Raw genomic sequence first — 25,895 nt, forward strand, 5'->3', positions numbered from 1 at the left:
CGAGTAACAACTCCACAAGCTGGCCGTCCCCAGTGCCCTCACCCCCCCAGGGCCCGGACGGTCATTGGACGGACCCGCGCCTCTCCCCCCCTGGCGCGGGTCCGTCGGCGTTCCCGCGACTTTCGTCGCCGCCCGGGCCGACTTTCGGGGCTCCCGGTCCGTGCGCGTCCGGACCATGATCATCGGGACGGAACCGGCCGAGGGGGCGCGATGGAAGAACTGGGCGAGCTGATGGCACTCGTCACGGACGGCGTGCTGCGCCGGTGGCGGGTGGCCCGGGCCCACCGCCGGCTGGCCGCCGGGAAGGCGGTGCGGCTGCCCTGCTCGGCCCGCTCCGACCGGCCCGGCCGACGGCCCGGCTACGTCAACGGGACGCTGGGGATCACCCCCGGAGCCGCCACCGCGTGCTTCCGCGCACGCGGCGCCGACCCGCTCGAACTGCCCGTCGGGGGCACCTTCCACGAACCCGAGCCCGACACCTGGCACGACCAGGACTGGGCCGCCACCGCGTACCGGCCGCCCGGCGGCGGGGAGCCGGTGTACCTCCAGGTGGACAGCCGCTGCCTGCCGATGGTCCGGTCCGCCCTGGCCGGCCCGAAGCCGCGGCAGAAGGTCCGAGCCGACCGGTTTCGGCAACCGGCCGGGATGCGTCAGACTGATGTCCCGTGAGTGACTCCCCCATGAACCCCGCACCGACCGGGCATGCCCGGGTGATCCTGCTCTCCGGGCCCTCCGGGTCGGGGAAGTCCTCGCTGGCCGAGCGCAGCGGCCTGCCGGTGCTCCAGCTCGACGACTTCTACAAGGACGGGGACGACCCGACCCTGCCGCGGCTGCCGGACGGCGCCGTCGACTGGGACTCCCCGCTGGCCTGGCACCGCGACCAGGCCGTCGCCGCGATCCGCGCCCTGCACGAGCACGGGCGCACGGACGTCCCGGTGTACTCGATCCCGGACAACGGCCGGATCGGCACCCGCGGCCTGGAGCTGGGCGAGGCGGGCGCGTTCATCGCGGAGGGCATATTCGCCGCCGAGATCACCGCCGAGTGCGCCGACCAGGGCCTGCTGGGCGACGCCCTGTGCCTGCGCAACGGCGCGCTCACCACGGCCTGGCGCCGGCTGCGCCGGGACGTCCGGGAGGGCCGCAAGTCGCTGCCGGTGCTGCTGCGCCGGGGCCTGCGGCTGATGCGGGCCGAGCGGTCCGTCGTCGGGCGGCAGGTCGCACTCGGCTCGTACGCGTGCGCCGGCCCGGAGGCCGAGCGGCGGATCCGCGCCGCGGCCCGGACCACCGAGCTCTCCGCGGCCTGAACCCCGCGGCCGGATCCCGCGGACCGGCCCGGCCCGGACCGGCCCGCGCCGTGGGGCCGTGACACCCAGGACATGACGAAGGGCCCGGTGCGTCTCCCCCGCACCGGGCCCTTCGCCTTCCCCGAACGGTCCTCGGCTCCCCCACGGGCGTGCTCCCCCGAGCCGCTGCCCCCGGACCGTGACCGTCCGCTTCCCGTCCCCCGACGGGAGTCCTCGTTACGCGACCAGCTCGCCGAACGCCCGGACGGTGTCGCCCGACTTGTTCAGGTGCTCGTCCTCGCGCAGCCGGCGCAGGGCGCGCCAGATGCTGCTCTTGACCGTGCCGACGCTGATCCCCAGCACGTCGGCGATCTCCGGGTCGGTCTTGCCCTCGTAGTACCGCAGCACCAGCATGGTGCGCTGGTTCTCCGGCAGCTTCGCCAGCGCCTGCCAGAGCACGGTGCGCAGCTCGGTGCCGCCCATCGCGTCGGTGTCGCCGGCCGTCTCCGGCAGCTCCTCGGTCGGGTACTCGTTGACCTTGCGGCGCCGCCAGGCGGAGATGTGCAGGTTGGTCATGGTGCGGCGGAGGTACCCGCCGACCGCGGCCTTGTCGGTGATCCGGCCCCAGGCCCGGTAGGTGCTGAAGAGCGCGCTCTGCAGCAGGTCCTCGGCCTCGTAGCGGTCACCGGTCAGGTGGTAGGCCGTGGCGTACAGGGAGGCGCGGCGCTCGCGCACGTACGCGGTGAACTCCGTGATGTGGTCCTCCGCGACGGCCGGGTGCTCCCCCTGCGCGCCTCCCTGTCCCGCCTCGGTGGTGCGGGCCGCGGCGGGGTTCAGCCGCAGCAGCGTCGCACCGGCGGCCTCACGACCGGTCGGCTCCCCCGAACCGACCGTCCGCAGACCGTTCCCCCCGGTCCCCCGGTTACCCCCCGGGGCGTCCTTGCCCTCGACGCGGACGGGGAGGATCCCCCGCAGCGTGAGGGTGTTGGCGGAGTCGGCCGAACTCCCCAGACGGCCGATCCCGTACAGCTCCCCCGTCCTGCCGCCGCCGCTCACCCGACGGGCGCCAGGGTTTCCACCGGTGCTGTGCGCGCACCCCCGCACGGTCACGGCACCGGAGTTCTCGTCGGTCCTGACCTCGTACCGGGTCCGGTGGGACGTGGCTGACGAACGCGCGGTGCGGACAGCCGGGTTGGTCCGGGTCTGAAGCATGGCGTTCATCGTGCGCCCCCTGGGTCGGTACGAGCGGTTCCGGTAGCCGCCCTTCAGCCGGCCTTGCGGCCCGCTGTCCTGCGGCGACATGGAAAATCCTGCCCGCCGGTTGTGATGGCGCTGTCCGCCGACTGTCACAGGGGTGTCACAGGAGGGGGCCGAACATCGCGGACCGCCTCCCTCCGTACCGGACGCCGGTGGCGTCCGTTCCGGTTCCCGGAGGGACGGTGGGTGGTCCGGGGGGTGATTCGGCGCGGCCGGTGGGCCAAAATGGGGCCGTGCCTTTCCTCCTTCTGATCGAGGACGACGACGCCATCCGGACCGGCCTCGAACTCGCTCTCACCCGCCAGGGCCACCGCGTGGCCACCGCCGCCTCCGGCGAGGACGGCCTGAGGCTCTTCAAGGAGCAGCGGCCCGACCTGATCGTGCTGGACGTGATGCTGCCCGGGATCGACGGCTTCGAGGTGTGCCGCCGGATCCGCCGCACCGACCAGCTGCCGATCATCCTGCTCACCGCGCGCTCGGACGACATCGACGTGGTGGTGGGCCTGGAGTCCGGCGCGGACGACTACGTCGTGAAGCCGGTGCAGCCACGCGTGCTGGACGCCCGGATCCGGGCGGTGCTGCGGCGCGGCGAGCGGGAGAGCTCGGACTCCTCCGCCTACGGCAGCGTGGTGATCGACCGCGCGGCGATGACCGTCACCAAGGACGGACAGGACCTCCAACTCACCCCGACCGAGCTGCGGCTGCTGCTGGAGCTCAGCCGCCGCCCCGGCCAGGCGCTCTCCCGCCAGCAGCTGCTGCGGCTGGTCTGGGAGCACGACTACCTCGGCGACTCCCGCCTGGTGGACGCGTGCGTGCAGCGGCTGCGGGCCAAGGTCGAGGACGTGCCGTCCGCGCCGACGCTGATCCGCACCGTCCGCGGGGTGGGCTACCGGCTGGACCCGCCGGCCTGACCCCGAACGCCTCCGACCAGCCCCACCCGCCCCTGAACTCCCGTACCACGACAGGCTCTTGTGACTGACCATCAGACGACTGCCCGGCGGTTCCCGACGGGCCGGTGGCGTCGGCTGCGCTCCCTGCGGGTGCGGCTGATCGCGGTGTTCGCGGCCGTCGCGCTGCTCGCCGCCGTCTCGGCCTCCGGCATCGCGTACTGGCTGAACCGCGACGCGGTGCTCAAGCGCGCCCAGGACACCGCGCTGAACGACTTCCGGGTCTCGCTCACCCGCAACGTCTCCGAGCTGCCGCTGAACGCGAGCTGCCCGGAACTGGCCGCGCTGGCGTCCAACGTGGCCAGCTCCGGGCTGACGTACGACGTGGTGGTGGTCGACGCGGCGCACCCGGAGTGCACGGCCTCCTCCGACCCCGCGAACTTCACGCTGGCGGACGTCCCGGCGGCGCTGCAGTCCACCGTCGCCAAGCCGCGCGAGATCACCGAGAACAACCCGTACCCGTACCACCTGTACTGGCAGCGGCAGAACCTGGAGGGCCGGCCGTTCGTGATCGGCGGCACCAAGGTGGTGCCGAACGGCCCGACGGCGTACATGTTCAAGTCGCTGGAGAACGAGCGGGCCGACCTCAACACGCTGGGCTGGTCGCTGGCCATCGCCACGCTGCTCGCGCTGATCGGCTCGGCGCTGCTCGCCCAGGCCGCCTCGGCGACCGTGCTGCGGCCGGTCAAGCGGCTCGGGGACGCCGCCCGGAGGCTCGGCGAGGGGCACCTGGACACCCGGCTGGAGGTCGAGGGCTCGGACGAACTCGCCGACCTGGCACGGACCTTCAACCGGGCCGCGGAGTCGCTGCACGAGCAGGTCGAGGAGCTGAGCGCGCGCGAGGCGCAGAGCCGGCGGTTCGTCGCCGACATGTCGCACGAGCTGCGCACCCCGCTGACCGCGATGACCGCCGTGACCGACATCCTGGAGGACGAGGCCGAGTCGCTGGACCCGATGATCGAGCCGGCCGTCCGGCTCGTGGTCAGCGAGACCCGGCGGCTGTCCGACCTGGTGGAGAACCTCATGGAGGTGACCCGCTTCGACGCCGGTACCGCCAGGCTGGTCGCCGACGAGGTGGACATCGCCGACCTGATCATGTCCTGCATCGACGGGCGGGCCTGGTACGACGCGGTCGAACTGGACGCCCCGCGCGGCATCCTGGCCGTGGTCGACCCGCGCCGGCTCGACGTGGTCTTCGCCAATCTCATCGGCAACGCGCTGAAGCACGGCGGCTCGCCGGTGCGGGTCGGGGTCCGGCAGGACGGGGAGTCGGTCGTGGTCGAGGTCTCCGACAGCGGTCCGGGCATCCCGGAGGACGTGCTGCCGCACGTCTTCGACCGCTTCTACAAGGCGGACCGCGGGCGGGCGCGCTCGGAGGGCAGCGGCCTCGGGCTGTCGATCGCGATGGCCAACGCGCAGATACACGGGGGGACGATCACGGCGGCGAACGGGGAGGTCGGCGCGGTGTTCACCCTGACCCTGCCGCTGGCCCCGCCGCCTCCGCCGTCAGCGGGCGGGGCCGAAGGCGGCCCCGCCGGCGACGCCGCCGAGGACAAGGACACCACGTGACCGCCCCCACCGACACCGCCGTCCCCCGCACCGTCCTGCGCCGCGGCGCCGGCGTGCTGCTGCTGCTCGCGCTGGCCTCCGGCTGCGGCATCCGGCCGACCGCCGTACCGGTCGACGCCGGCGCGCCCGCCAGCCGGACGGCCTGCCCGACCACGCCGCACATACCGGCGGCCCTGGCCACCCCGCCGGGACCGGCCCCGACCGTGACCCCGACCCGCGGCACCAAGGCGGCCGTGAGTCCGAGCCCGTCGCCCACCCCGGTGACGCCGGGCAGCCCGCCGCCGGACAACGTGTTCGGCGCGGTGCCGACGACCTCGCCCTGCCGGTAGGCCGCCGGGGAGGAGGGAGCGGACGGGACTCGGGGGGCGCGTTTGGGAATGTTCACGCCGGGTGTGGAACCGACGTGCCGTCGACCCACGTCCTTCCCCCCGTGCAGCGAGATGGCACCAGGACACGCCACGAGCGTTCCGGCGCGGGGACCGAGAGCAGCCCGGCGGCGGCCGTCCACCGTCCCCTCCGGTTGGCCGGGCTGGCGGGTCTCACCGGCCACCTGGCACTGGCGCTCTGGCTGGTGCTGAGACCACTGCCGGTGGCCTGGGTGTACGACGCCAACCTGACGCCGCTCGCCTCGCTCCGCTCCTCCAGCGGCTGGCAGGTGGTCGGCGAACTCCTGCTGCTGGCCCCGCTCGGGGTCCTGCTGCCGCTGGCCGGCGGCCGGCTCCGGGCCCCCTGGCTGCCCTCCTTCCTGCGCACCACCGGCGTCTCCGCGCTGCTGGCGACCGCGCTGGAGTTCCTCTCGTCCTGGGCGCCCGGGCACGTCCTCAACGTGGACCACATCCTGCTCGCCGTGGCCGGCGTGGCCGTCGCCCACCTCGCGCTCGTCCCCGGCCTGCGGCACCTGCTGCGGGACCGGCGGCCGCGGGCGCCCCGGATGCCGGTGCTCTCCGTGCCGCCGGTGGCCGCCGTCACCCCGGTCACGGCCGTCGCACCCACCGCCCGCCGGCGCGCCTACGCCGAACCGACGCCGCCCGCCCGCTGAGCCGGCCCCGGGGCCCGGACCACCCGGCCGCCGACCTCCACCAGCCCGCCCGGACACGGTCCGGCCAGCAGCTGCGAACCCCGGCCCTGGGTGACGGTCAGCGCCCGCCCCAGGCTCGCGGCCAGCAGCAGGGCGGCCGCTCCCGTCGCCTCGTCCTCGTCGATCCCGTCGCCCCGCCCGGGGAAGGCCCGGGCCCGTACGGTGCCGGCCGCCTCGTCCTGCCAGGCCCAGGCGTAGACCCACTCCCCCGGCGGCGGCACCTCCAGCGCCTCCACCTCGGCCGCCGAACCGTACTGCCGCAGCGTGCGTCCCGGGGCCCACTCCGGCCGGGCCGCGATCCGGGTCAGCCCGTCCGCGCGCCGCACCGCCACCTCGCCGGCGACCGTGACCAGCCGGTCCACCCCGAGCAGCCAGGCCGCGCCCACGCACGGGTGGCCGGCGAACGGCAGGGGCACCGACGGGGTGTAGATGTCGATCTCCCCGCGCTCCGGGTCGTCGACGAACACCGTCTCGCTGAAGCCCAGTTCGCGGGCGATCCGCTGCCGGTCCGCGCGCCCCGGAACGGCGGCGCCGTCGCGCACCACGCCGAGCGCGTTGCCGTGCCCGCCGTCCGGCCCGCAAAAGACCCGCAGCACCTCAAAATCCGTCATTTCCCACCTCGTCGACTGCCGCTGCGGCACAGCGCAATGACACCGTGACACAAAGGCGGCGACGAATGTCGGCCGCCTTTAGTACTGTGCGCTCTCGTCCCCGAACGGCGCCTGCCGTTTTTCTTCTTCCCTTCCCCAGGAAACCGCTTTGAACAATCTGGACTTCAGCGCCGAACCGCTCTTCTCCTGGTACGTCGTACTGCTGGCGCTCAGCGGCGTCATCATGGTGGCCCTCGGGGCCGCCGCCGGCGGGCTGAAGGTCGGCCTGCGCGTCCTCAACGTCGTCCTCGGCCTCGGCTTCCTCGGGTACGCCTACTACCTGGCGTTCGTCTTCGAGGGCGGCACCTACTACATCTTCTTCAAGGTGTTCATCCTGCCGGTCGGCATGATCGTCGCCTCGGTGAAGGCGCTCGTCGAACGCGGCAACGCCAAGCAGCAGCAGTCCGCCCAGGCGGCCGCCGCGTTCAACCCGAACGCGCCGTTCAACCCCAACGCCCCGCAGGCCCCGTTCAACCCGAACGCCCCGCAGGCCCCGTACGCCCAGCAGCCGGGCGCGCCCGTCCCGCCGCCGGCCGGCGCCCCGGTTCCCCCGGTCGCGCCGCAGGCCGCTCCGCCCGCCCCGCCGCAGGGCGGCGCGCCGTACCAGCCGGGCGTCCCCCCGCAGCCGGTGGCGGACAACCCGTACGCGCAGCCGCAGCCGCCGCAGAACCCGGTCGGCTGACCGCACCACCGGCCCGTACACACCGGAAGGCCCGTCCGTCCCCGCACGACAGCGGGGGCGGACGGGCCTTCCGGCACGTCAGGGCCGGTTCCCGGCACCGCCCCGCACCCGGTTGCGGCGCCGCGCCACCACCAGGGTGCCGACACCCATGGCGATCGCGGTCACCCCGGTGATCGCCATCGGCTCCGCGGCCGTGCCGCCACCGGTGGAGGCCAGCCGGGTGTCGGCGGCCGGGGCGGCCACCGCCCGCGAGCCGCCCGTCGCCGGACTCGGCGCCATCGGCGGGGCCGCCGCCGGGACGACCGGGGCGGCGGACGGCTCCGGCGCCTCCGGGCCCGGGGCGGGTTCCTGGAACGCCGGAGCGGCCCTGGCGGTGGGACCCGTCGCGGACACGGTGATGAAGTCGGCCGCGGCGCCGACCGCCTCGGCCGCGCTCTCGCCCGGCTCCGGCAGGGTGTCCGCGACGGCGACCAGGGACTCGAACAGGATCGGGGCGTCCCTGGTGAAGGCCAGCCGGACCTCGACGGTGCGGCTCCCGCCCTTCGCCAGCGCGATGACGTCGGCGTCCCGGTCCCCGGTCCGCAGCCCGAGGCACAGCCAGGCCGGGTGCCCCGGGCTGTCGGCCAAGGTGGCCTCCCGCCACTGCCCGTCGACGGCACGGAACTCGAACTTGACGGTGCTCGAAGGGAGTTCGGCCGCCCCCTGGAACACGGCCGCGGGCACGACCCGCAGGTCCTTGCCGCTCCGGTTGGTGAGGACCAGCGTGAACGGCTTCGCCTCCCCGCCCACCGTGAACGAGGTGGGCACGCCCTCGAACCCGACCTCCACGGTGGCCGCCGGGGTGGCCGGTGCCGTGGTCGGCACGGTGGTCGGCGCCGCCGCCGGGGCGACGACCAGGTCCGGGTGGCCGCTCTCCGCACCGGTGGTGCGCTGCTCCGGCGGCAGGGCCGGGTCCGAGACCACGGAGTCGAAGCCCGGCGTCACCCGCCCGGCAGGGGCGTCGGCGGTGACGGTGAGCCGCAGCCGGTAGACGGCCTCGGCGCCGGCCGCCAGCGACAGCACGGCGGGCTGGTCGAGCGCCCAGCGGGCGCCGGCCCCCGCGGCGTTCACCCTGGCGTCCTGCCACTGGGCGGCGCCGGGCGACCGGTACTCCAGCCTGAAGTGGCCCTGCCCGGCGTCGGCGCCGGCGCCGGTGTCCGCGAGGCCGAAGAACGAGGAAGGGACGTCCAGCCGGTGGTCGGCGGTGTTCCGGAGCGTCGCGGTGAACTCCACCGCCGCGCCACCCGCCGTGACGGTGCCGGGAAGACCCCCGAAGGTGATCGTGACCGGCGAGGGACGGGTCCGGGTGCCCGGGACCACCGCGACGGCCTGCGGCGCGGCGAGGACGGCCGGGCCCTCGACGGCCGCCAGGCCGGAGGCCAGCGTGACGGCGGCGGTCGCGGTCAGGAATCTGCGATGCCGAATGCGCAATTCAACCTCACGAGAGAATGCGGGACAGAACCCATCAGGACGTGAAATCGCTTGCGCGAGAGGTTGTTCCACAACGAAGTCGGGCTCTTCGTCCGCCCCCCGGCCGACTGCGATCGGCAGCATCCTACCGAGCCGGCCGGGCCCCTTCGGACGGGCCCGGGCGCACGTTCCGGCCCTCGGCCCTCGGGGTCACCCTGAGGGCTACCCCGACGTCCGGCTACGCCTACCCGGTAACCCTTCGGGGCGGAGAATCACCTGCCGGACGGAGGACCGGGGGCCGCCGGCGACAGAGTATGGAAGCAGCCCGCCGGACCGGCCGGACCGGGCCGCCACCACACGGAGAAGACCATGACCGCGCGCCTCGCCCGTCCCCGCCACAACCGCGTCATCGCCGGCGTCTGCGCCGGGATCGCCGAACGCTTCGGCCTGACCCCGTGGACCGTCCGGCTGATCTTCCTGTTCTCCTGCCTGCTGCCCGGCCCCCAGTTCCTCCTCTACCTGGCCCTCTGGCTGCTGCTCCCCCAGGAGCCGTGAGCCCGGCGGCCCGGCGGACGGCGACGGGCCGCCCGCCCCGGTGTATCCCGGGGTGGGCGGCCCGTCGCCGTGCCGTGGGCCGGGGCGTGCCGGTCGGGCGCGCCCCGGACTTCAGCCGGTCAGGCCGGGGAGGGCCGGCAGGGTGCTGGTCAGCGCGCCGATCGGGGTCTTGTCCAGGCCCGGGACGGTCGGGAGGGCGGCACGCTGCTGGGTGACGCCGGCCAGCGGGGTCTCCCCGGCCGGGACGGCCTTGCCCACGCTCGGGGCGAGGGTGCCCAGCGTCTCGGTCACCTTGCCGGCGGCGGGCAGCTTGGCGGCGGTGTCGGTGACCGCACCGGTCACCGCCGGGTTCGTCAGCGCGCCGGTGGGCAGCCCGAGGCCGCCGGCCGCCTGGCCGTCGGCCGCGGAGGCGGTACCGGCGCCGACCGCCGCGATGGCGATGCCGAGCGCCGCGGTGCCCGCGGCCTTGAGAGCCTGCTTCATGGTGGGTCCCCTTTGGGTCCTCGTCGGTGGCCGACTTCACGCACGGGACCGACGGACGGGCGACCGCCGCCGAGCCGTATCGGCAATGACGGGCACACCGTAGTGAGCCGGTCACCCGGGAACCAAAGGGCGTTCACTCACCCGAGTGAGTAGTCGGATGAACGCCAACTCTCGTGCGGGAACACGGCGTTCATCCGACCCGGCGGGCCCGGGGCACCGCCCCGGCGGCTCAGTTGCCGCCGGCGCCCACGCTGAACAGCCACTCCGCCTTCAGCTCGGCGTAGCCCGGCTTGATCACGTCGCTGATCATCGCCAGCCGCTCGTCGAAGGGCAGGAACGCGGACTTCATCGCGTTCACGGTGAACCACTCCAGGTCGCCCAGGGTGTAGCCGAAGGCCTCCACCACGTGGCCGAACTCCCGGCTCATGCTGGTGCCGCTCATCAGCCGGTTGTCGGTGTTCACGGTGACCCGGAACTTCAGCCGGCTGAGCAGCCCGATCGGGTGCTCGGCGTACGAGGCCGCGGCGCCGGTCTGGATGTTGGAGGTCGGGCACATCTCCAGCGGGATGCGCTTGTCGCGCACGTACGCGGCCAGCCGGCCGAGCTCGACCGTGCCGTCCTCGCCGACCGTGATGTCGTCGACGATCCGCACGCCGTGGCCGAGCCGGTCGGCGCCGCAGCACTGCAGGGCCTCCCAGATCGACGGCAGGCCGAAGGCCTCGCCCGCGTGGATGGTGAAGTGGTTGTTCTCGCCCTTGAGGTAGTCGAAGGCGGCCTGGTGGCGGGTGGGCGGGTAGCCGGCCTCGGCACCGGCGATGTCGAAGCCGACGACGCCCGAGTCCCGGTGGCGGTTGGCCAGTTCGGCGATCTCCTGCGAGCGGGCTGCGTGCCGCATCGCGGTGATCAGGGTGCCGATGCGGATCCGGTGGCCGGCTGCGCGGGCGTTGGCCTCGCCGAGGCGGAAGCCCTCCTGGACGGCCTCGACGACCTCGTCGAGGCTCAGCCCGGCCTCCAGGTGCTGCTCGGGGGCGTAGCGGACCTCGGCGTACACGACGCCGTCGGCGGCCAGGTCCTCGGCGCAGTCCGCGGCGACCTTGATCAGCGCCTCACGGGTCTGCATCACGGCGCAGGTGTGCGCGAAGGTCTCCAGGTAGCGGACCAGCGAGCCGGAGTCGGCGGCCTCGCGGAACCACTCGCCGAGTTCCTTGGCGTCGGTGGTGGGCAGGCCCTGGTAGCCGCAGGCGGCGGCCAGCTCGACCACGGTCTCCGGGCGCAGCCCGCCGTCCAGGTGGTCGTGCAGGAGGACCTTCGGCGCGCGGCGGATCTGGTCGGCGGTGGGGATGCGCGGGCCGGTGCCCGCGGTGGTGACGGGGATCTGCTGTTCCATTGCGGAAATATAGCCCCTACGCGCGTAGACCGACCACCGCGAACACCACCGGATGGTCCAAACTCCACGCGGAATTCCACCGCCCGGTCCATACGATCCGCCAAAACGCCGGACCGCCGCCGAGCGGGCGTCAGTCGTGCTGCAGCAGCCGCCCCCGCCGGGACAGCACGAAGTCCCGGAAGGTCCGCGCCGGCGGGGTCAGCGGCCGCCCCGCCGCCCAGGCCAGCCCGATCGCCCGGCGGGTGCGCGGCGCCGTCACCTCCAGCTCCACCACCCCCGGTCGCGGCACCAGGGCCGGCGGCAGCAGCGCCACCCCCAGCCCGGCCGCCACCAGCCCGCGCAGCGTCTCCGCCTCCTCCCCCTCGAACGCCAGCCGGGGGACGAACCCGGCCTGCGCGCAGAAGCCGTCCGTGATCGCGCGCAGCCCGTACCCCTGCTCCAGTCCGACGAACGGCTCCTCGGCCACCTCCGCCAGCCGGATCCGCCGCCGCCCGGCCAGCCGGTGGTCCGCCGGGACGACCAGGTGCAGCCGCTGCTCGTCCAGCGGGCGGGCGGCGAACGCCGGGTCCTCCGGCAGCGGCGCGACCAGACAGAGGTCCAACTCCCCGGCCCGCAGCCGCTCCAGCATCGCCGCGCCGTAGTCCTGCACCAGCTGGAACCGCACCCGCGGGTGCGCCGCGCGGAAGCCGCGCAGCAGCGCCGGCACCGCGTCCGGCCCCATCGTGTGCAGGAAGCCGAAGGCCACCAGGCCCGCCTCCGGGTCCGCCTCCGCCCGGGCCGCCGCCGCACCGCGCTCGACCTCGGCCAGCGCCCGCTCCACCGAGGCCAGCAGCAGCCGGCCCGCCCGGGTCAGCTGCACCGTACGGCCCTGACGGGCCAGCAGATCCACCCCCAGCTCCTCCTCCAGCCGGGCCACCGAGCGCGACAGCGTCGGCTGCGGCACCCCGAGCAGCGCGGCCGCCTGGGTCACGTGTTCCAGCCGGGCCACCGCCGCGAACCGGGCCAGCCGGGGCGCCAGCAGCACCGCCGGCTCCCGCGGGCCCAACTCGGCCACCCGGTACCGCTGCTCGCCACCGTCCGCCGACTCCGGACCGGACATCGCGCCACCACCTCGACTCATACACCAGTGCATCGATCATCCACGCTTCATGCATTGGACGCATCAACGGCGCCAGGCCTACGGTCGACGACATGCAGCCCGCCGATACCGGGGCATCCGTGACCACCCCGGATGCCCCCGCCACCGCCCCCTCCGCCGTCACCGCGGACGACCGCCACCGCCCCGGCCAGCGCGACTTCCGCCGCGCCAACCTCGCCCTCTTCGCCGCCGGGGTCGCGACCTTCGTCCTGCTCTACTCCACCCAGGGCCTGCTGCCGATCCTCTCGGCCGACCTCGACCTCACCCCCGGCCAGGCCAGCTGGACGGCCTCCGCCGCCACCCTCGGCCTCGCCCTCGGGCTGCTCCCGGCCAGCGCGCTCTCCGACAAGTACGGCCGCACCGCGGTGATGACGGCCTCCACCCTCGCCGCCTCCGCCCTCGCGCTCGCCCTGCCCTTCGCCCCGGACCTCACCGCCCTCGTCACCCTGCGGGTCCTCCAGGGCGCCGCCCTCGCCGGGCTCCCCGCCACCGCCATGGCCTACCTCGCCGAGGAGGTCCACCCCAGTGCGCTGCCCTCCGCGATGGGCCTGTACGTGGCCGGCAACAGCATCGGCGGAATGGGCGGCCGGCTGCTCTCCGGCTGGACCGCCGCCGGACTCGGCTGGCGCTGGGGCCTCGCCGCCTCCGCCGTCCTCGCCCTGCTCGCCGCGCTCGCCTTCCGGCTGCTGATCCCCGCGGCCCGGCACTTCACCCCCGCCCCGGTGGACGCCCGCGCGCTCGCCCGGACCGTCGGACGGCACCTGCGCAACCCGCTGCTGGTGCGGCTGTACGCGCTCGGGATGCTGTTCATGGCCGTGTTCGGCGCGGTCTACAACACCGTCGGCTACCGGCTGATCTCCGCGCCGTTCCACCTGCCGGAGTCGATCGCCGCCTCGATCTTCGTGGTCTACCTGGTCGGCACCGGCACCTCCGCCGCGGCCGGCCGGCTCTCCGGCCGCCTCGGCCGGCGCGGCGCCCTCTACGTCTCCATCGGCGTGACCGCGGCCGGCCTGCTGCTCTCCCTCGCCGAGTCCCTGGTCTGCGCCCTGCTCGGCCTGGTCCTGATCACCGCCGGCTTCTTCGCCGGCCACGCCACCGCCTCCTCCTCGGTCGGCCGCACCGCCACCGAGGGCCGCGCCCAGGCCTCCGCCCTGTACCTGATCGCCTACTACCTCGGCAACAGCCTCGGCGGCACCCTCGGTGCCGACGCCTACCACTCCGCCGGCTGGCCCGGCGCCGCCACCGTCGGGCTCGCCGCCATGACCCTCGCCGCCGCCGTCACCCTCTACGCCACCCACCGGGCCCACGCGGCCCGCCGAACGGTCGCGAACGCTTGACAGCCGCCGCGGATACACTCCGGAACATGAGCATCGATCCTGCTGTGTACGCCAGGCTGCTCGAGATCGCGGATCAGCTGCCGAAGGTGCCGGGGATAGGGAAGATCGAGATCGCCGACGGCCAGATCGTCATGATGATGTCGCCCGTGAAGCGTCACGAACTCGCCGTGCTGCGCCTCTCCCGACAGATCAACGCCCAGTTGTCGGCCACCCACCCCGGTCACATCGCGTATCACGGTGCGGATCTCCAGGACGCGGGGCTCGGCCAACTGCGCAACCCGGACCTGATGGTGTTCCCCGAGGCGACCCTGGAGGGCGAGCAGCGGGCGGTCCTCCCGCACGAGGTGCTGCTCGTCGTGGAAGTCGTCTCCAAGTCGAACCCCGAGAACGACTACCACGACAAGGTCCGCGACTACTCGGCCATGGGGATTCCGTTCTACCTGCTCGTCGATCCCCGCACGGGCACGGGCATCGTGCACTCGGAACCCGGCTACGAGGCCCGGGAGAAGTTCGTCTTCGGCGACAGGATCGCCGTCGGCCCCTGGACGCTCGACACCAGCGGTCTGCTCACGTACGCCTGATCCGGCGTACGTGAGCAGACCTCAGGACCCTCAGGCGATGCGGTCGAGGACGATCGGGTTCGGGGTGAAGGCCGTGCCCGCCGGGGCGACCTCGATGCCGCCGGCCAGGGCCTCGACGGCGTAGTCGAAGCGCTCCGGGGTGTCGGTGTGCAGGGCCAGCTCGACGACGTCGGCCGGGCTGCCGCCGTCACCCTCTACGCCACCCACCGGGCCCACGCGGCCCGCCGAACGGGGCAGCTGGGCAGACTTTCCGCCAGGTAGACTTTCCCCATGGCAGACCTCAAGCGCCGCCGACGCCCCCACCTGGTGTCCACGCCCGTGCGGAAGAAGGGCGTGGTCACCATTCCGCAGGAGATAAGAGAGCAGCTGGACCTCCAGGAGGGCGACCAGCTGGTCGTCGCAGTGGAGGACGGCCGCATCGTGCTGACCCCGGCCTCGGTCATCCCGGACGACCAGGCGTGGTTCTGGAACGGCTCCTGGCAGGAGAAGGAGCAGGAGGTCGACGAGGCGATCGCCGCGGGCGAGCGGGGCGAGGTGTTCCAGGACGGGGACGCCTTCCTCCAGTCACTCGCCGACGAGGCCGGCCTCGACCTGGGGGAGATCAAGCGCCGTGCCGACGTATGAGTCTCTGGCTCACTTCCTGCGCGACTGGAAGGGCCTGACCGCCGCGCAGAAGGCCGCGTTCCTGGTCGCGGTGACCCAGTTCGTCACCGACCTCCGAGCCGGACAGGGCTTCCGCCGAGGCCTGCGGGTGAAGAAGATGCAGGGCCATCCCGACATCTGGGAGATGACCTGGGCCCCGGACGGCCGGGCGACCTTCAGCTACGGAACCCCGGTCCAGGACAGCGAGCCGCACATCGTCTGGCGCCGGATCGGCACCCACGACATCTTCGGCCGCCCCTGATCGGGGAAAACGCCGGGCCGCCCACCGGTGCACGGGTGGGCGGCCCGTTCACGACCGCCCTCAGGCGATGCGGTCGAGGACGATCGGGTTCGGGGTGAAGGCCGTGCCCGCCGGGGCGACCTCGATGCCGCCGGCCAGGGCCTCGACGGCGTAGTCGAAGCGCTCCGGGGTGTCGGTGTGCAGGGTCAGCAGGGGCTGGCCGGCCACCACGGTGTCGCCGGGCTTGGCGTGCATCTCGACGCCGGCGCCGGCCTGGACCGGGTCCTCCTTGCGGGCGCGGCCGGCGCCCAGGCGCCAGGCGCAGACGCCGATCGCGTAGGCGTCCAGGGCGGTGAGCACGCCGGAGGCGGGCGCCGGGATGACGTGCTGCTCGCGGGCGACCGGGAGCGGGGCGTCGACGTCGCCGCCCTGGGCGGCGATCATGCGGCGCCAGTGGTCCATCGCGGAGCCGTCGCGCAGCGCGTCGGCCGGGTCCTTGCCCTGCACGCCGGCCGCGGCGAGCATCTCGCGGGCGAGCGCGAGGGTCAGCTCGACGACGTCGGCCGGGCCGCCGCCCGCGAGCACCTCCAGGGACTCCCGGACCTCCAGCGCGTTGCCCGCGGTGAGGCCGAGCGGGGTGGACATGTCGGTGAGCAGCGCGACGGTGTTGACCCCCGCGGTGGTGCCCAGGCCGACCATGGTGCGGGCGAGTTCGCGGGCGTCGTCCAGGTTCTTCATGAACGCGCCGGAGCCGACCTTGACGTCCAGGACCAGCGCGCCGGTGCCCTCGGCGATCTTCTTCGACATGATCGAGGAGGCGATCAGCGGGATGGCCTCGACGGTGCCGGTGACGTCGCGCAGCGCGTACAGCTTCTTGTCGGCCGGCGCGAGGCCGTCGCCCGCCGCGCAGATCACCGCGCCGGCGGAGCCCAGCACGTCCATCATCTCCTCGTTGGAGAGCAGGGCGCGCCAGCCGGGGATGGACTCCAGCTTGTCCAGGGTGCCGCCGGTGTGGCCGAGGCCGCGGCCGGACAGCTGCGGGACGGCGGCGCCGCAGGCGGCGACCAGCGGGGCGAGCGGCAGGGTGATCTTGTCGCCGACGCCGCCGGTGGAGTGCTTGTCGCTGGTGGGCAGCGGCAGCGAGGAGAAGTCCATCCGGACGCCGGAGCGGATCATGGCGTCGGTCCAGCGGCTGATCTCGCGCGGCTTCATCCCGTTCAGCAGGATCGCCATCGCCAGCGCGGACATCTGCTCGTCGGCGACCTCACCGCGGGTGTAGGCGTCGATGACCCAGTCGATCTGAGCGTCGCTCAGCTCTCCGCGATCGCGCTTGGTCCTGATGACGGAGATGGCGTCCATGCGTGCTCCAAGAGGGGTTTCAAAAGCGAAGAGTGTCGCGAGATGACCGGGTTCCGGCCCACTCGCGACACTCTACGCGCGTAACAATTGCTGCGGCTAGGGCCAACCGGGCCCTTAGAGCCGCTCCGGTCCGAACGCGTCGGGAAGGACCTCGCTCATCGGCTTCACGCCCGAGGCCAGTTCGACCAGCAGCCCCGGCCCGCCGTGCTCGTACAGCAGTTGGCGGCAGCGCCCGCACGGCATCAGCAGCTCGCCGGCGCCGTCCACGCAGGTGAAGGCGACCAGCCGGCCGCCGCCGGAGGAGTGCAGCGCGGACACCAGCCCGCACTCGGCGCACAGCCCGAGCCCGTACGAGGCGTTCTCGACGTTGCAGCCGGTGACCACCCTGCCGTCGTCCACCAGGGCGGCCGCGCCGACCGGGAACCTGCTGTACGGCGCGTACGCGCGGCCCATGGCCTCGCGCGCCGCCGCGCGCAGCAGCTCCCAGTCGATCGCGGGCGGCGCCGCAGGCGCGGGGGTGGTCACTTGCCCTGGCCCTTGCGGTAGATCTGGCCGTCCGCCTTGGGCATCCGCAGGCGCTGCGAGGCCAGCGAGAGCACCACCAGGGTGATCAGGTACGGCGTGGCGACGATCAGCGGGCGCTGCACCTCGTCGGTCAGCGAGTACCAGGCGATCAGGCCGCCGGCCACCACGAAGGAGACCACCGTCGCGGTGTACTTGCGGCGGTACAGCTGCCAGAGCGCGAACAGGATCATCGCGATGCCGACGATCAGGATCAGCACGTGCACCGACTCCGGGTCGCGCAGCTGGAGGCTGTCGGTGAAGCCGAACAGACCGGCGCCCATGGCGAGGCCGCCGGGCATCCAGTTGCCGAAGATCATCGCAGCGAGGCCGATGAAGCCGCGGCCGAGGGTCTGGCCGTCCTTGTAGAAGTGCGCCGCGACCAGCGAGAGGTACGCCCCGCCGAGGCCGGCGAAGGCGCCGGAGGCGATGACCGCGAGGTACTTGTACTTGTAGACGTTGACGCCCAGCGACTCGGCGGCGGTGGGGTTCTCACCGCAGGAGCGCAGCCGCAGGCCGAACACCGTGCGCCAGAGCACGAAGTAGCTGACCACGATCAGCGCGCCGGCCAGCAGCACCACCACCGAGATGTTGGTGACCAGGCCGCCGAGCACGCCCGCGACGTCCGAGACGAAGAACCAGTGGTGGCTCTCGATGCTCTTCAGCCCGGAGGACAGGCCCGGGACGGTGATGTACGGCAGCGGGTCCGCCGGCGGGGACTGGTTCTGGCCGGCACCGACCGAGACGTAGTCCTTGTAGTAGATCCGGTTGACGTACGCGCAGATGCCGGGGATCAGCAGGTTGATGCCGACGCCGGAGACGATGTGGTCGACGCCGAAGGTGACCGTGACGACCGCGTGCAGCAGGCCGCCGACCGCCCCGCCCAGCATGCCGGCCAGCAGGCCGACCCACGGGTTGACCAGGTAGCCCGCCCAGGCGCCGCAGAAGGTGCCGGCGACCATCATGCCTTCGAGACCGATGTTGACCACACCGGCCCGCTCGGACCAGAGACCGCCCAGACCGGCCATGCCGATCGGCACGGCGGCGCCGAGCGCGGCGGTGACCTGCCCGGAGGAGGTCAGCGAGTGGTTGCCGGTGGCCAGGCCCACGGCGGAGAACAGCACCAGGGCGCCCGCGATCAGGAGCAGGACGACCGGCCAGGACAGCTTGCGCTTCTTCGCGGGTGCGCCCGACGCCTTCGGACGGGCAGCCGTTGCCGTGCTCATGCGGACACCTCCTTCTTCTCACTGTTCGCGGCAGCCTGGGCGGCGAGCTGGGCGCCGACCTTCTGCTGCTGACGCTTCAGGCCGTAGCGGCGCACCAGCTCGTACGCGACGACGACGCAGATGACGATGGTGCCCTTCATGACGTCGACGATCTCGAACGGGAAGCCGCCCTGGAGCGGCAGCACCGAGCCGGTGACGTCCAGGAAGGCGAACAGCAGCGCCGCGAAGGCCATGCCGATCGGGCTGTTCCGGCCGAGCAGGGCGATCGAGATGCCCAGGAAGCCCAGACCGGGCTGGAAGCTCTGGCCGAAGTAGTACGAGTTCTGCAGCAGCTCCGGCAGGCCGATCAGACCGGCGATGGCTCCGGAGACCACCATCGAGATGACCACCATGCGCTTGACGTTCACGCCGGAGGCGGTCGCCGCGGACTCCGAGCGGCCGGTGGCGCGCAGGTCGAAGCCGAAGCGGGTGCGGGTCAGCACGAACTGGAAGACCACTCCGACCAGGGCCGCGACGAAGATGAAGCCCCAGAGCGTTCCGCCGGCCGTCTCCAGCGAGAAGAAGTGGCTGGACTGCGAGATCGGCTCGGTCTGGATCGAGTTGGTGGTGCCGCTGGTCTTCGGCGCGAAGATGCCGGGGACGAGCAGCAGACCGATGATCGCGGTCGCGATCGAGTTCAGCATGATGGTCGAGATGACCTCGCTGACGCCGCGGTAGACCTTCAGCAGACCGGCGATGCTCGCGTACAGACCGCCGACCAGCATGGCCGTGACCAGCAGCAGCGGGATCTGGATGAAGGCCGGCAGGTCCACCTTGGCGCCGACGAAGGCCGCGAACAGTGCCGCGACCTTGTACTGGCCCTCGACGCCGATGTTGAACAGGTTCATCCGGAACCCGAACGCGGCGGCCGCGGCGGCCAGGTAGTAGGTGGTGGACCGGTTGAGGATGCCCACCTGGCCGTCCGACTTGCCGGCGTACGTGATCATCACGTTCCAGGCGTCGAACGGGTTCTTGCCCGAAGTCGCCAGCAGGACGGAGCAGATCGCGATGGAGAGCAGGACCGCGAGCACCGGCGCCGCCAGCGCGAGCACGATCCGCTCACCGCTGAACCGCTGGGCCAGGCCGGGCTTCGCGGCGGCGGGGTTGGGACTGGTCATGGGTTACTCCCCCGCCTGCGGGTCGTCGGCGGTGTCGGTGGGCTGGTGCCCGGCCTCGGCCTCGGTGCCCTCGGCCGCGACGGCCTGAGCCTCGGCGACGGCCTCCGGCTCGGACTCCAGGTGGCCGCTGGCGGCACCGGTCATCGCGGTGCCGAGGTCCTCGGCGGTGACGGTGGCCGGGTCGGCGTCGGCGACCAGGCGGCCGCGGTAGATGACCCGGATGGTGTCGGACAGGCCGATCAGCTCGTCCAGGTCTGCGGAGATCAGCAGGACGGCCAGGCCGGCCCGCTGGGCGACCCGGATGTGTTCCCAGATCTGCGCCTGCGCGCCGACGTCCACACCGCGGGTGGGGTGGGCGGCGATCAGCAGCTTGGGCTGGTGGCTCATCTCGCGGCCGATGATCAGCTTCTGCTGGTTGCCGCCGGAGAGCGAGGCCGCGGTGACCTCGATGCCGGGAGTGCGGACGTCGTACTCCTCGACGATCCGCCAGGTGTCCGTGCGGGCGGCGGCCGGGTCGAGCAGCACGCCCTTGGAGTTGGGCGCCTCGGTGACGTGGCCGAGGATGCGGTTCTCCCAGAGCGGGGCCTCCAGCAGCAGGCCGTGCTTGTGGCGGTCCTCGGGGATGTAGCCGATGCCGGCCTCGCGGCGGGCCCGGGTCAGGGTGCCGGAGAGGTCCTTGCCGTCCAGCGTGACGGTGCCGGCGTTCAGCGGCAGCATCCCCATGACGGCCTCGACCAGCTCGGCCTGGCCGTTGCCCTCGACACCGGCGATGCCGAGGATCTCGCCCTTGTGGATGCGCAGCGAGATGTCGTCGAGGACGACGCGCTCGATGCCCTCGGCGTCGGTCTTGGCGATCCGCAGGCCCTCGACGTCGAGCATCACGGCGTCGGTGACGGTCGACTCACGGCTCTCCGGGGAGGGCAGCTCGGCGCCGACCATCAGCTCGGCGAGCTGCCGGGCGGTGACGGCCTTCGGGTCGGCGTCGCCGACCGTGGTGCCGCGCCGGATGACGCTGATCGCGTCGGCCACCGCGAGCACCTCGTGCAGCTTGTGCGAGATGAAGATGACGGTGACGCCCTCGGACTTGAGCTCGCGCAGGTTGTCGAACAGCGCGTCGACCTCCTGCGGGACGAGCACGGCCGTGGGTTCGTCGAGGATCAGGATCTTGGCGCCGCGGTACAGCACCTTGAGGATCTCGACGCGCTGGCGGTCGGCGACGCCGAGGTCCTCGACCAGGACGTCCGGGCGCACGCCCAGGCCGTACTGGTCGGAGATCTCCTTGATCTTCGCCTTCGCCCTGGCACCGATGCCGTGGAGCTTCTCGCCGCCGAGGACGACGTTCTCCCACACCGTGAGGTTGTCGGCGAGCATGAAGTGCTGGTGCACCATGCCGACGCCGCGGGAGATGGCGTCGCCGGGGGTGTTGAACTCGCACGGCTCGCCGTTGATCGCGATGGTGCCCTCGTCCGGCTTCTGCATGCCGTAGAGGATCTTCATCAGCGTCGACTTGCCGGCGCCGTTCTCACCCATCAGGGCGTGCACGGTCCCGGTGCGGACGGTGAGGTTGATGTCGTGGTTGGCCACGACACCCGGGAAGCGCTTGGTGATGCCGCGCAGTTCGACGGCCGGTGTCGCCGTCCCCGCGCTGGGGGTGCCGTCCTTGCGCAGGGGGACGGGGTCGGATGCGGTGATGGCGGTCTCCTGGTGGTCTGGAGGCGCGTCGTTGCGCTCGGAGGGCCAAGGGGGAACGGAGAGACGGAACGGGGCCCGGGGGTACGCGTTGAGCGCACCCTGCCGGGCCCCTCCCGTGAACTGTGTGGATGCGTCGCCCTGCCGGGCAGGCGGCGGGCTCTGCGGCGTCCGGGACGCGCGGTGCTTACTTGACCGGCGCGGTCGGAATGGTGGTGGCGCCGGACTTGATCGCGTCGGAGGCGACCTTCAGCTTGTCCTGGATGTCGTCGATCTTGCCGCCGGTGATGGCGAGCGAGACGCCCTCGGCCTTCAGGTCGAACAGCTTGACGCCGGTCGGGCTCTGGCCCTGCTTGACCGACTGGATGTACGAGAACACCGCGGTGTCGACGTTCTTGACCATCGAGGTCAGGATGCTGTTCTTGTACTTCGCCAGGGCCGGCTGGCTGGCCTGGTCGGAGTCGACACCGATGGCCAGGGCGCCCGACTTGTTGGCGACGGCCTCGATGGCGCCGTTGCCGGAGGAGCCGGCGGCGGTGTAGATGACGTCCGCGCCCTTGTCGAGCTGGCCCTGGGCGGCCTCCTTGCCCTTGTCGGGCGAGGCGAAGCCGGTGAAGTCCGGCGGGGTGGTCAGGTAGGTGGTCTCGACCGTGATGTTCGGGTCGACGGACTTCACACCCGCCGTGTAACCGGCCTCGAACTTCTTGATCAGCTCGGACTGCACACCGCCGATGAAGCCGACGTGCTTGGCCTTCGACTTGTTCGCGGCGGCGACACCGGCCAGGTACGAGCCCTCCTGCTCGGCGAAGAGCAGCGAGGTGACGTTGGCCGGCTGGTCCTTGTCGTTCGAGTCGATGATCGCGAACTTGACCGTCGGGTTGTCCTTGGCGATCTTGTTGACCGCCGGCTGGTAGACGAAGCCGACCGCGATGATCGTCTTGTAACCCGCGTCGATCAGGTTCTTGAGACGGGTCTCCTTGTCGGCCTCGGCCTCGCCCTGCTTGGCCTCGGCCTCGGTCACGCCGACGCCCAGCTCGGACTTGGCCCTGTCGAGGCCACGGGCGGCGGAGTCGTTGAACGACTGGTCGCCGCGGCCGCCGATGTCGTAGGCCATGCCGACCTTGAGCGAACCGTCGCCCGAGCCGGAAGAGGAGGAGTCGGTGCTCTTTGCGCCGCAAGCGGCGAGCGAGGCCATGCCCAGGGAACCCGAGAGCACAACCGCGGCGAGCTTCATTGAACGGCGCAAGGGGATATCTCCTTCTACACGCAACCGTTTGGCGTGGTCGGACGCCACCGTAACGCGCGTAGAACACGGTTGTGTTACGGGGTGCCGGAGCATACGGGTTGTTATCAAACCGTGGTCTGATGTTCTCCCCGGGGCTCTATCCCCCGCGCGGACGGTGATCCGAGGTCGGTTCGGTCAGTTTACGTAACCCCGACGGGACCCCGGATCCGGCCGTTCCGCTTCGCTCCGGCCGCACCGCCCCCGGACCTGCCGTCAGCTGCCGTCCGCCTCCAGGGCCAGCGCCGAGAACAGTTCCACGCCGATGCCGATCGCCCGCTCGTCCACGTCGAACCGGCCCTGGTGCAGGTCCCGGACCGTGGCATCGCCGGGGGCGCGGACGCCGAGCCGGGCCAGCGCGCCCGGGGCGTGCTCCAGGTACCAGGAGAAGTCCTCGCCGCCCAGGCTCTGCTCGGTGCCCTCCACCACCACGGCGCCGTCCCCGCCGAACCGGGCATGCATCGCCCCGTCCAGCAGGGCGACCGAGACCGCCTCGTTCACCACCGGCGGCACCCCGCGGTGGTAGTCCAGCGTCCACTTGGCCCGGTGGGTCTCGGACAGCTTGGCGATCAGCTCGTGCAGCAGGTCCGGCGCCTCCCGCCAGCCGTCCAGCTCCAGGCAGCGGACGGTGCCCTCCAGCTCGGCGTGCTGCGGGATGACGTTGGGCGCGGAGCCGGAGGCGATCCGCCCCCAGACCAGGCTGACGCCCCAGCGCGGGTCCATCCGGCGGGCCAGCGCCCCCGGGAGGTCGGCGGCCGTCCTGGCGACCGCGGTGACCAGGTCCGTGGTCAGGTGCGGACGGGCGGTGTGCCCGCCGGGGCCGTCCAGGTGCAGCACCAGGCGGTCGCAGGCCGAGGTGATCGCCCCGACCCGCAGGGCGATCCGGCCGACCTCCACCTTCGGGTCGCAGTGCACCGCGAAGATCCGCCCGACACCCGCCATCCCGCCGGCCTTGATGACGTCCAGCGCGCCGCCCGGCATGACCTCCTCGGCGGGCTGGAACACCAGCCTGACGGGACGGTGCAGCTCGCCGGCACGGGCGGCCTCGGCCAGCACCAGGCCGGTGCCGAGCACCACCGAGGTGTGCACGTCGTGGCCGCAGGCGTGGGCCCGGCCGGGGACGGTGGAGCGGTACGGCACGTCGGTCTTGGCGTCGTCGATCGGCAGCGCGTCGATGTCGGCGCGGAAGGCCAGGAACTCCGTTCCCGGAGCGGTGCCGGGCGGGACGATGTCGACGAGCATGCCGGTGCCGCCGGGCAGCACCCGGGGTTCGAGCCCGGCGGCCGCCAGCCGGTCGCGCAGCAGCCCGGTGGTTCGGAACTCCTGGCGGCCCAGCTCCGGGTGCCGGTGCAGATCACGACGGAAGGCGATCAGCTCGGGCTCCAGCGCCCGGACCCGGTCGCGCAGATCGGCGGCGGGGCGTGGGACGGCGAGAGTGGTGCCCGGCTGAGCGGGCTCAGGACGGTTCATCTCGCCAATCGTAGGCCTGTTGGGGGGATTTGGCCCGACTTCCGGAAAACTAGTCCCCGGATGGGTGCATACCGGCCGGACACGTGGGTATGACATCTTGTTTCAGCCGCCTTCCCCGGGTTGCGTGCCCTGTGCAACGACCACCCCGGCCGACGGTCACGGCCCGCCACTTCCCCGATGACACCGACGGGTTGACGGCCGTTCAGCAGAACGTCAGAAGCGCTCCACCGGGGAGTACGTCCCCCACACTCCGCGCAGCGCGTCGCACACCTCGCCGACGGTGGCCCGGGCGGCCAGCGCCTCCTTCATCGGGTACAGCACGTTCCCCGTCCCCTCGGCGGTGCGGCGCAGCGCGTCCAGCCCCCGGGTGACGGCGCCGGCGGAGCGCTCGGCCCGCAGCCGGGCCAGCCGCCGCGCCTGCCGCTCCTCGATCGCCGGGTCCACCCGCAGCGGCTGGTAGGGCTCCTCCGTGTCCGACCGGAAGCGGTTGACCCCGACCACCGTCCGCTCCCCGGAGTCGGTCTCCTGCTGGAGCCGGTAGGCGGTGCGCTCGATCTCGCCCTTCTGGTAGCCCCGTTCGATCGCGGCCACCGCGCCGCCCTGCTCCTCGATCCGGTCCATCAGCGACCGCGCCGCGGCCTCCACCTCGTCGGTGAGCGACTCGACGGCGTAGGAGCCGGCGAACGGGTCGACGGTGGCGGTCACGTCGGTCTCGTACGCGAGCACCTGCTGGGTGCGCAGGGCGAGCCGGGCGGCCTTCTCGGTGGGCAGCGCGATCGCCTCGTCGTAGCTGTTCGTGTGCAGCGACTGGGTGCCGCCGAACACCGCGGCGAGCGCCTGCACGGTGACCCGGGCCAGGTTGACCTCGGGCTGCTGGGCCGTGAGCTGCACTCCGGCGGTCTGGGTGTGGAAGCGCAGCATCTGCGAGCGCGGGTTCCGGGCGCCGAACACGTCGCGCATGATTCTGGCCCAAATCCTGCGTGCCGCACGGAACTTGGCTACTTCCTCCAGCAGTGTCGTGCGGGCCACGAAGAAGAACGAGAGCCGGGGGGCGAAGTCGTCCACGGCCATCCCGGCGGCGATCGCGGTGCGGACGTAGGCGATGCCGTTGGCCAGCGTGAAGGCGATCTCCTGCGCGGGGTCGGCCCCGGCCTCGGCCATGTGGTACCCGGAGATGGAGATGGTGTTCCAGCGCGGGATCTCGGCCCGGCAGTACCGGAACACGTCGGCGACCAGCCGCAGCGAGGGCTGCGGCGGGAAGATGTAGGTGCCGCGGGCGATGTACTCCTTCAGCACGTCGTTCTGGACCGTGCCGGTGAGCGCCGCCGGCGCCACCCCCTGGGCCTCGCCGACCAGTTGGTAGAGAAGCAGGAGCAGGGCGGCGGGCGCGTTGATGGTCATCGAGGTGGACACCCCGCCGAGCGGGATGCCGTCGAACAGCACCGCCATGTCCTCGACGCCGTCCACGGCGACGCCCACCTTGCCGACCTCCCCGGCGGCGAGCGGCGCGTCCGAGTCGTAGCCCATCTGGGTGGGCAGGTCGAAGGCGACCGAGAGTCCGGTGCCGCCGCCCGCGATCAGCTGCCGGTAGCGGGCGTTGGACTCGGCGGCGGTGCCGAAGCCCGCGTACTGGCGCATCGTCCAGGGGCGGCCGGTGTACATCGTCGGATAGACGCCCCGGGTGTAGGGGTACTCCCCCGGCCGGCCCAGCCGGGCGCCGGCCTCCCGGCCGGCCAGGGACTCGGGACCGTACAGCGGCTCGATCGCGAAACCCGACTCGGCGCGGCGCGGTTCGGCTGTCATGGGGGTGCCTCCTCCGGAGCTGGGGAGCGGGTCCTCGCAATGTAGGGCCTGACCGGCCCGCCGCGGCGG

The 25,895-nt window shown here is 72.8% G+C and carries 27 protein-coding genes; 12 read left to right on the forward strand and 15 right to left on the reverse strand.

Annotated elements, in window-relative coordinates:
• The first annotated feature begins 210 nt into the window (after positions 1-210).
• Both ACFWJ4_RS13385 and ACFWJ4_RS13390 read left to right on the forward strand, forming a co-directional pair.
• Positions 211-669, forward strand: a complete 459-nt coding sequence (locus ACFWJ4_RS13385; RefSeq protein WP_380542912.1) for a hypothetical protein — start codon at positions 211-213, stop codon at positions 667-669.
• On the forward strand, positions 666-1,304 hold the full coding sequence (locus tag ACFWJ4_RS13390; RefSeq protein WP_380542914.1) for an ATP-binding protein: 639 nt from the start codon (positions 666-668) through the stop codon (positions 1,302-1,304). The genes ACFWJ4_RS13385 and ACFWJ4_RS13390 overlap by 4 nt, the downstream gene beginning before the upstream one ends.
• 216 nt (positions 1,305-1,520) lie before the next feature.
• On the opposite strand, the gene ACFWJ4_RS13395 is transcribed toward ACFWJ4_RS13390, so the two are convergent.
• Positions 1,521-2,393, reverse strand: coding sequence for a SigE family RNA polymerase sigma factor (locus ACFWJ4_RS13395; protein WP_380350557.1), 873 nt, complete (start codon positions 2,391-2,393; stop codon positions 1,521-1,523).
• A 380-nt stretch (positions 2,394-2,773) separates the two neighbouring features.
• On the opposite strand from ACFWJ4_RS13395, the gene ACFWJ4_RS13400 reads away from it, so the two are divergent.
• The 4 genes from ACFWJ4_RS13400 (at position 2,774) to ACFWJ4_RS13415 (ending at position 6,095) form a co-directional block, all read left to right on the forward strand.
• Positions 2,774-3,451, forward strand: a complete 678-nt coding sequence (locus ACFWJ4_RS13400) for a response regulator transcription factor (RefSeq protein WP_030257458.1) — start codon at positions 2,774-2,776, stop codon at positions 3,449-3,451.
• Between the two features lie 60 nt (positions 3,452-3,511).
• Complete coding sequence (locus ACFWJ4_RS13405) at positions 3,512-5,056, forward strand: HAMP domain-containing sensor histidine kinase (protein WP_359906043.1); 1,545 nt, start codon at positions 3,512-3,514, stop codon at positions 5,054-5,056.
• A complete protein-coding gene (locus tag ACFWJ4_RS13410; protein ID WP_359906041.1) occupies positions 5,053-5,385 on the forward strand; it encodes a hypothetical protein in 333 nt (110 codons plus the stop codon). The genes ACFWJ4_RS13405 and ACFWJ4_RS13410 overlap by 4 nt, the downstream gene beginning before the upstream one ends.
• Before the next feature lie 101 nt (positions 5,386-5,486).
• Entirely contained in the window at positions 5,487-6,095 is a 609-nt protein-coding gene (locus tag ACFWJ4_RS13415; RefSeq protein ID WP_380542917.1) for a VanZ family protein, read from the forward strand.
• On the opposite strand, the gene ACFWJ4_RS13420 is transcribed toward ACFWJ4_RS13415, so the two are convergent.
• Complete coding sequence (locus ACFWJ4_RS13420) at positions 6,065-6,745, reverse strand: PhzF family phenazine biosynthesis protein (protein WP_380542920.1); 681 nt, start codon at positions 6,743-6,745, stop codon at positions 6,065-6,067. The genes ACFWJ4_RS13415 and ACFWJ4_RS13420 overlap by 31 nt on opposite strands.
• Before the next feature lie 148 nt (positions 6,746-6,893).
• On the opposite strand from ACFWJ4_RS13420, the gene ACFWJ4_RS13425 reads away from it, so the two are divergent.
• The gene (locus tag ACFWJ4_RS13425; protein WP_380542923.1) at positions 6,894-7,466 is read left to right on the forward strand and encodes a hypothetical protein; all 573 of its coding nucleotides are present in this window, start codon (positions 6,894-6,896) and stop codon (positions 7,464-7,466) included.
• 78 nt (positions 7,467-7,544) lie between these two features.
• Here ACFWJ4_RS13425 and ACFWJ4_RS13430 read toward each other — a convergent pair whose 3' ends face one another.
• Positions 7,545-8,936: a hypothetical protein gene (locus tag ACFWJ4_RS13430; protein ID WP_380542926.1), complete on the reverse strand. Its 1,392-nt coding sequence runs from the start codon at positions 8,934-8,936 to the stop codon at positions 7,545-7,547.
• Positions 8,937-9,284: 348 nt separating this feature from the next.
• On the opposite strand from ACFWJ4_RS13430, the gene ACFWJ4_RS13435 reads away from it, so the two are divergent.
• On the forward strand, positions 9,285-9,470 hold the full coding sequence (locus ACFWJ4_RS13435; protein ID WP_359906026.1) for a PspC domain-containing protein: 186 nt from the start codon (positions 9,285-9,287) through the stop codon (positions 9,468-9,470).
• A 111-nt stretch (positions 9,471-9,581) separates the two neighbouring features.
• Here the strand turns inward: ACFWJ4_RS13435 and ACFWJ4_RS13440 are convergent, their stop codons facing one another.
• The 3 genes from ACFWJ4_RS13440 to ACFWJ4_RS13450 form a co-directional block, all read right to left on the reverse strand.
• On the reverse strand, positions 9,582-9,953 hold the full coding sequence (locus ACFWJ4_RS13440; protein ID WP_380542928.1) for a hypothetical protein: 372 nt from the start codon (positions 9,951-9,953) through the stop codon (positions 9,582-9,584).
• Between the two features lie 229 nt (positions 9,954-10,182).
• Entirely contained in the window at positions 10,183-11,340 is a 1,158-nt protein-coding gene (locus ACFWJ4_RS13445) for an adenosine deaminase (RefSeq protein ID WP_380542931.1), read from the reverse strand.
• A 130-nt stretch (positions 11,341-11,470) separates the two neighbouring features.
• Positions 11,471-12,439: a LysR family transcriptional regulator gene (locus tag ACFWJ4_RS13450; RefSeq protein ID WP_359911524.1), complete on the reverse strand. Its 969-nt coding sequence runs from the start codon at positions 12,437-12,439 to the stop codon at positions 11,471-11,473.
• 92 nt (positions 12,440-12,531) lie between these two features.
• On the opposite strand from ACFWJ4_RS13450, the gene ACFWJ4_RS13455 reads away from it, so the two are divergent.
• Together ACFWJ4_RS13455 and ACFWJ4_RS13460 are read left to right on the forward strand one after the other, a co-directional pair.
• Entirely contained in the window at positions 12,532-13,815 is a 1,284-nt protein-coding gene (locus ACFWJ4_RS13455) for an MFS transporter (protein ID WP_380542934.1), read from the forward strand.
• A gap of 26 nt (positions 13,816-13,841) precedes the next feature.
• Complete coding sequence (locus ACFWJ4_RS13460) at positions 13,842-14,396, forward strand: Uma2 family endonuclease (protein ID WP_359911529.1); 555 nt, start codon at positions 13,842-13,844, stop codon at positions 14,394-14,396.
• Between the two features lie 30 nt (positions 14,397-14,426).
• Here the strand turns inward: ACFWJ4_RS13460 and ACFWJ4_RS13465 are convergent, their stop codons facing one another.
• On the reverse strand, positions 14,427-14,603 hold the full coding sequence (locus ACFWJ4_RS13465; RefSeq protein WP_380542937.1) for a hypothetical protein: 177 nt from the start codon (positions 14,601-14,603) through the stop codon (positions 14,427-14,429).
• A 63-nt stretch (positions 14,604-14,666) separates the two neighbouring features.
• Here ACFWJ4_RS13465 and ACFWJ4_RS13470 point away from each other — a divergent pair, with 63 nt between their 5' ends.
• Together ACFWJ4_RS13470 and ACFWJ4_RS13475 are read left to right on the forward strand one after the other, a co-directional pair.
• Positions 14,667-15,020, forward strand: coding sequence for an AbrB/MazE/SpoVT family DNA-binding domain-containing protein (locus ACFWJ4_RS13470; RefSeq protein WP_380542940.1), 354 nt, complete (start codon positions 14,667-14,669; stop codon positions 15,018-15,020).
• On the forward strand, positions 15,007-15,300 hold the full coding sequence (locus tag ACFWJ4_RS13475) for a hypothetical protein (protein WP_380542942.1): 294 nt from the start codon (positions 15,007-15,009) through the stop codon (positions 15,298-15,300). Before ACFWJ4_RS13470 ends, ACFWJ4_RS13475 begins: the two co-directional genes overlap by 14 nt.
• A gap of 60 nt (positions 15,301-15,360) precedes the next feature.
• Here the strand turns inward: ACFWJ4_RS13475 and ACFWJ4_RS13480 are convergent, their stop codons facing one another.
• The 8 genes from ACFWJ4_RS13480 to ACFWJ4_RS13515 all read right to left on the reverse strand — a co-directional run bounded on the left by ACFWJ4_RS13480 (position 15,361) and on the right by ACFWJ4_RS13515 (position 25,826).
• Positions 15,361-16,638: a thymidine phosphorylase gene (locus tag ACFWJ4_RS13480; RefSeq protein ID WP_359911531.1), complete on the reverse strand. Its 1,278-nt coding sequence runs from the start codon at positions 16,636-16,638 to the stop codon at positions 15,361-15,363.
• A 114-nt stretch (positions 16,639-16,752) separates the two neighbouring features.
• Positions 16,753-17,163: a cytidine deaminase gene (locus ACFWJ4_RS13485; protein ID WP_359911534.1), complete on the reverse strand. Its 411-nt coding sequence runs from the start codon at positions 17,161-17,163 to the stop codon at positions 16,753-16,755.
• On the reverse strand, positions 17,160-18,425 hold the full coding sequence (locus ACFWJ4_RS13490; protein ID WP_380542945.1) for an ABC transporter permease: 1,266 nt from the start codon (positions 18,423-18,425) through the stop codon (positions 17,160-17,162). Before ACFWJ4_RS13490 ends, ACFWJ4_RS13485 begins: the two co-directional genes overlap by 4 nt.
• Entirely contained in the window at positions 18,422-19,582 is a 1,161-nt protein-coding gene (locus ACFWJ4_RS13495) for an ABC transporter permease (protein ID WP_359911540.1), read from the reverse strand. Before ACFWJ4_RS13495 ends, ACFWJ4_RS13490 begins: the two co-directional genes overlap by 4 nt.
• A 3-nt stretch (positions 19,583-19,585) precedes the next feature.
• Complete coding sequence (locus tag ACFWJ4_RS13500; RefSeq protein ID WP_380350510.1) at positions 19,586-21,166, reverse strand: ABC transporter ATP-binding protein; 1,581 nt, start codon at positions 21,164-21,166, stop codon at positions 19,586-19,588.
• 292 nt (positions 21,167-21,458) lie between these two features.
• On the reverse strand, positions 21,459-22,517 hold the full coding sequence (locus ACFWJ4_RS13505; protein ID WP_380542948.1) for a BMP family protein: 1,059 nt from the start codon (positions 22,515-22,517) through the stop codon (positions 21,459-21,461).
• 252 nt (positions 22,518-22,769) lie between these two features.
• Positions 22,770-24,023: an amidohydrolase gene (locus ACFWJ4_RS13510; protein ID WP_380542951.1), complete on the reverse strand. Its 1,254-nt coding sequence runs from the start codon at positions 24,021-24,023 to the stop codon at positions 22,770-22,772.
• Positions 24,024-24,236: 213 nt separating this feature from the next.
• Positions 24,237-25,826 (reverse strand): methylmalonyl-CoA mutase, encoded by a 1,590-nt coding sequence (locus ACFWJ4_RS13515; RefSeq protein WP_380542954.1) that lies wholly within the window; start codon positions 25,824-25,826, stop codon positions 24,237-24,239.
• Positions 25,827-25,895 lie beyond the last annotated feature (69 nt).

The sequence above is a fragment of the Kitasatospora sp. NPDC127067 genome (genome assembly GCF_042724755.1).
Classification (GTDB): Bacteria; Actinomycetota; Actinomycetes; order Streptomycetales; family Streptomycetaceae; genus Kitasatospora; species Kitasatospora lactacystinica.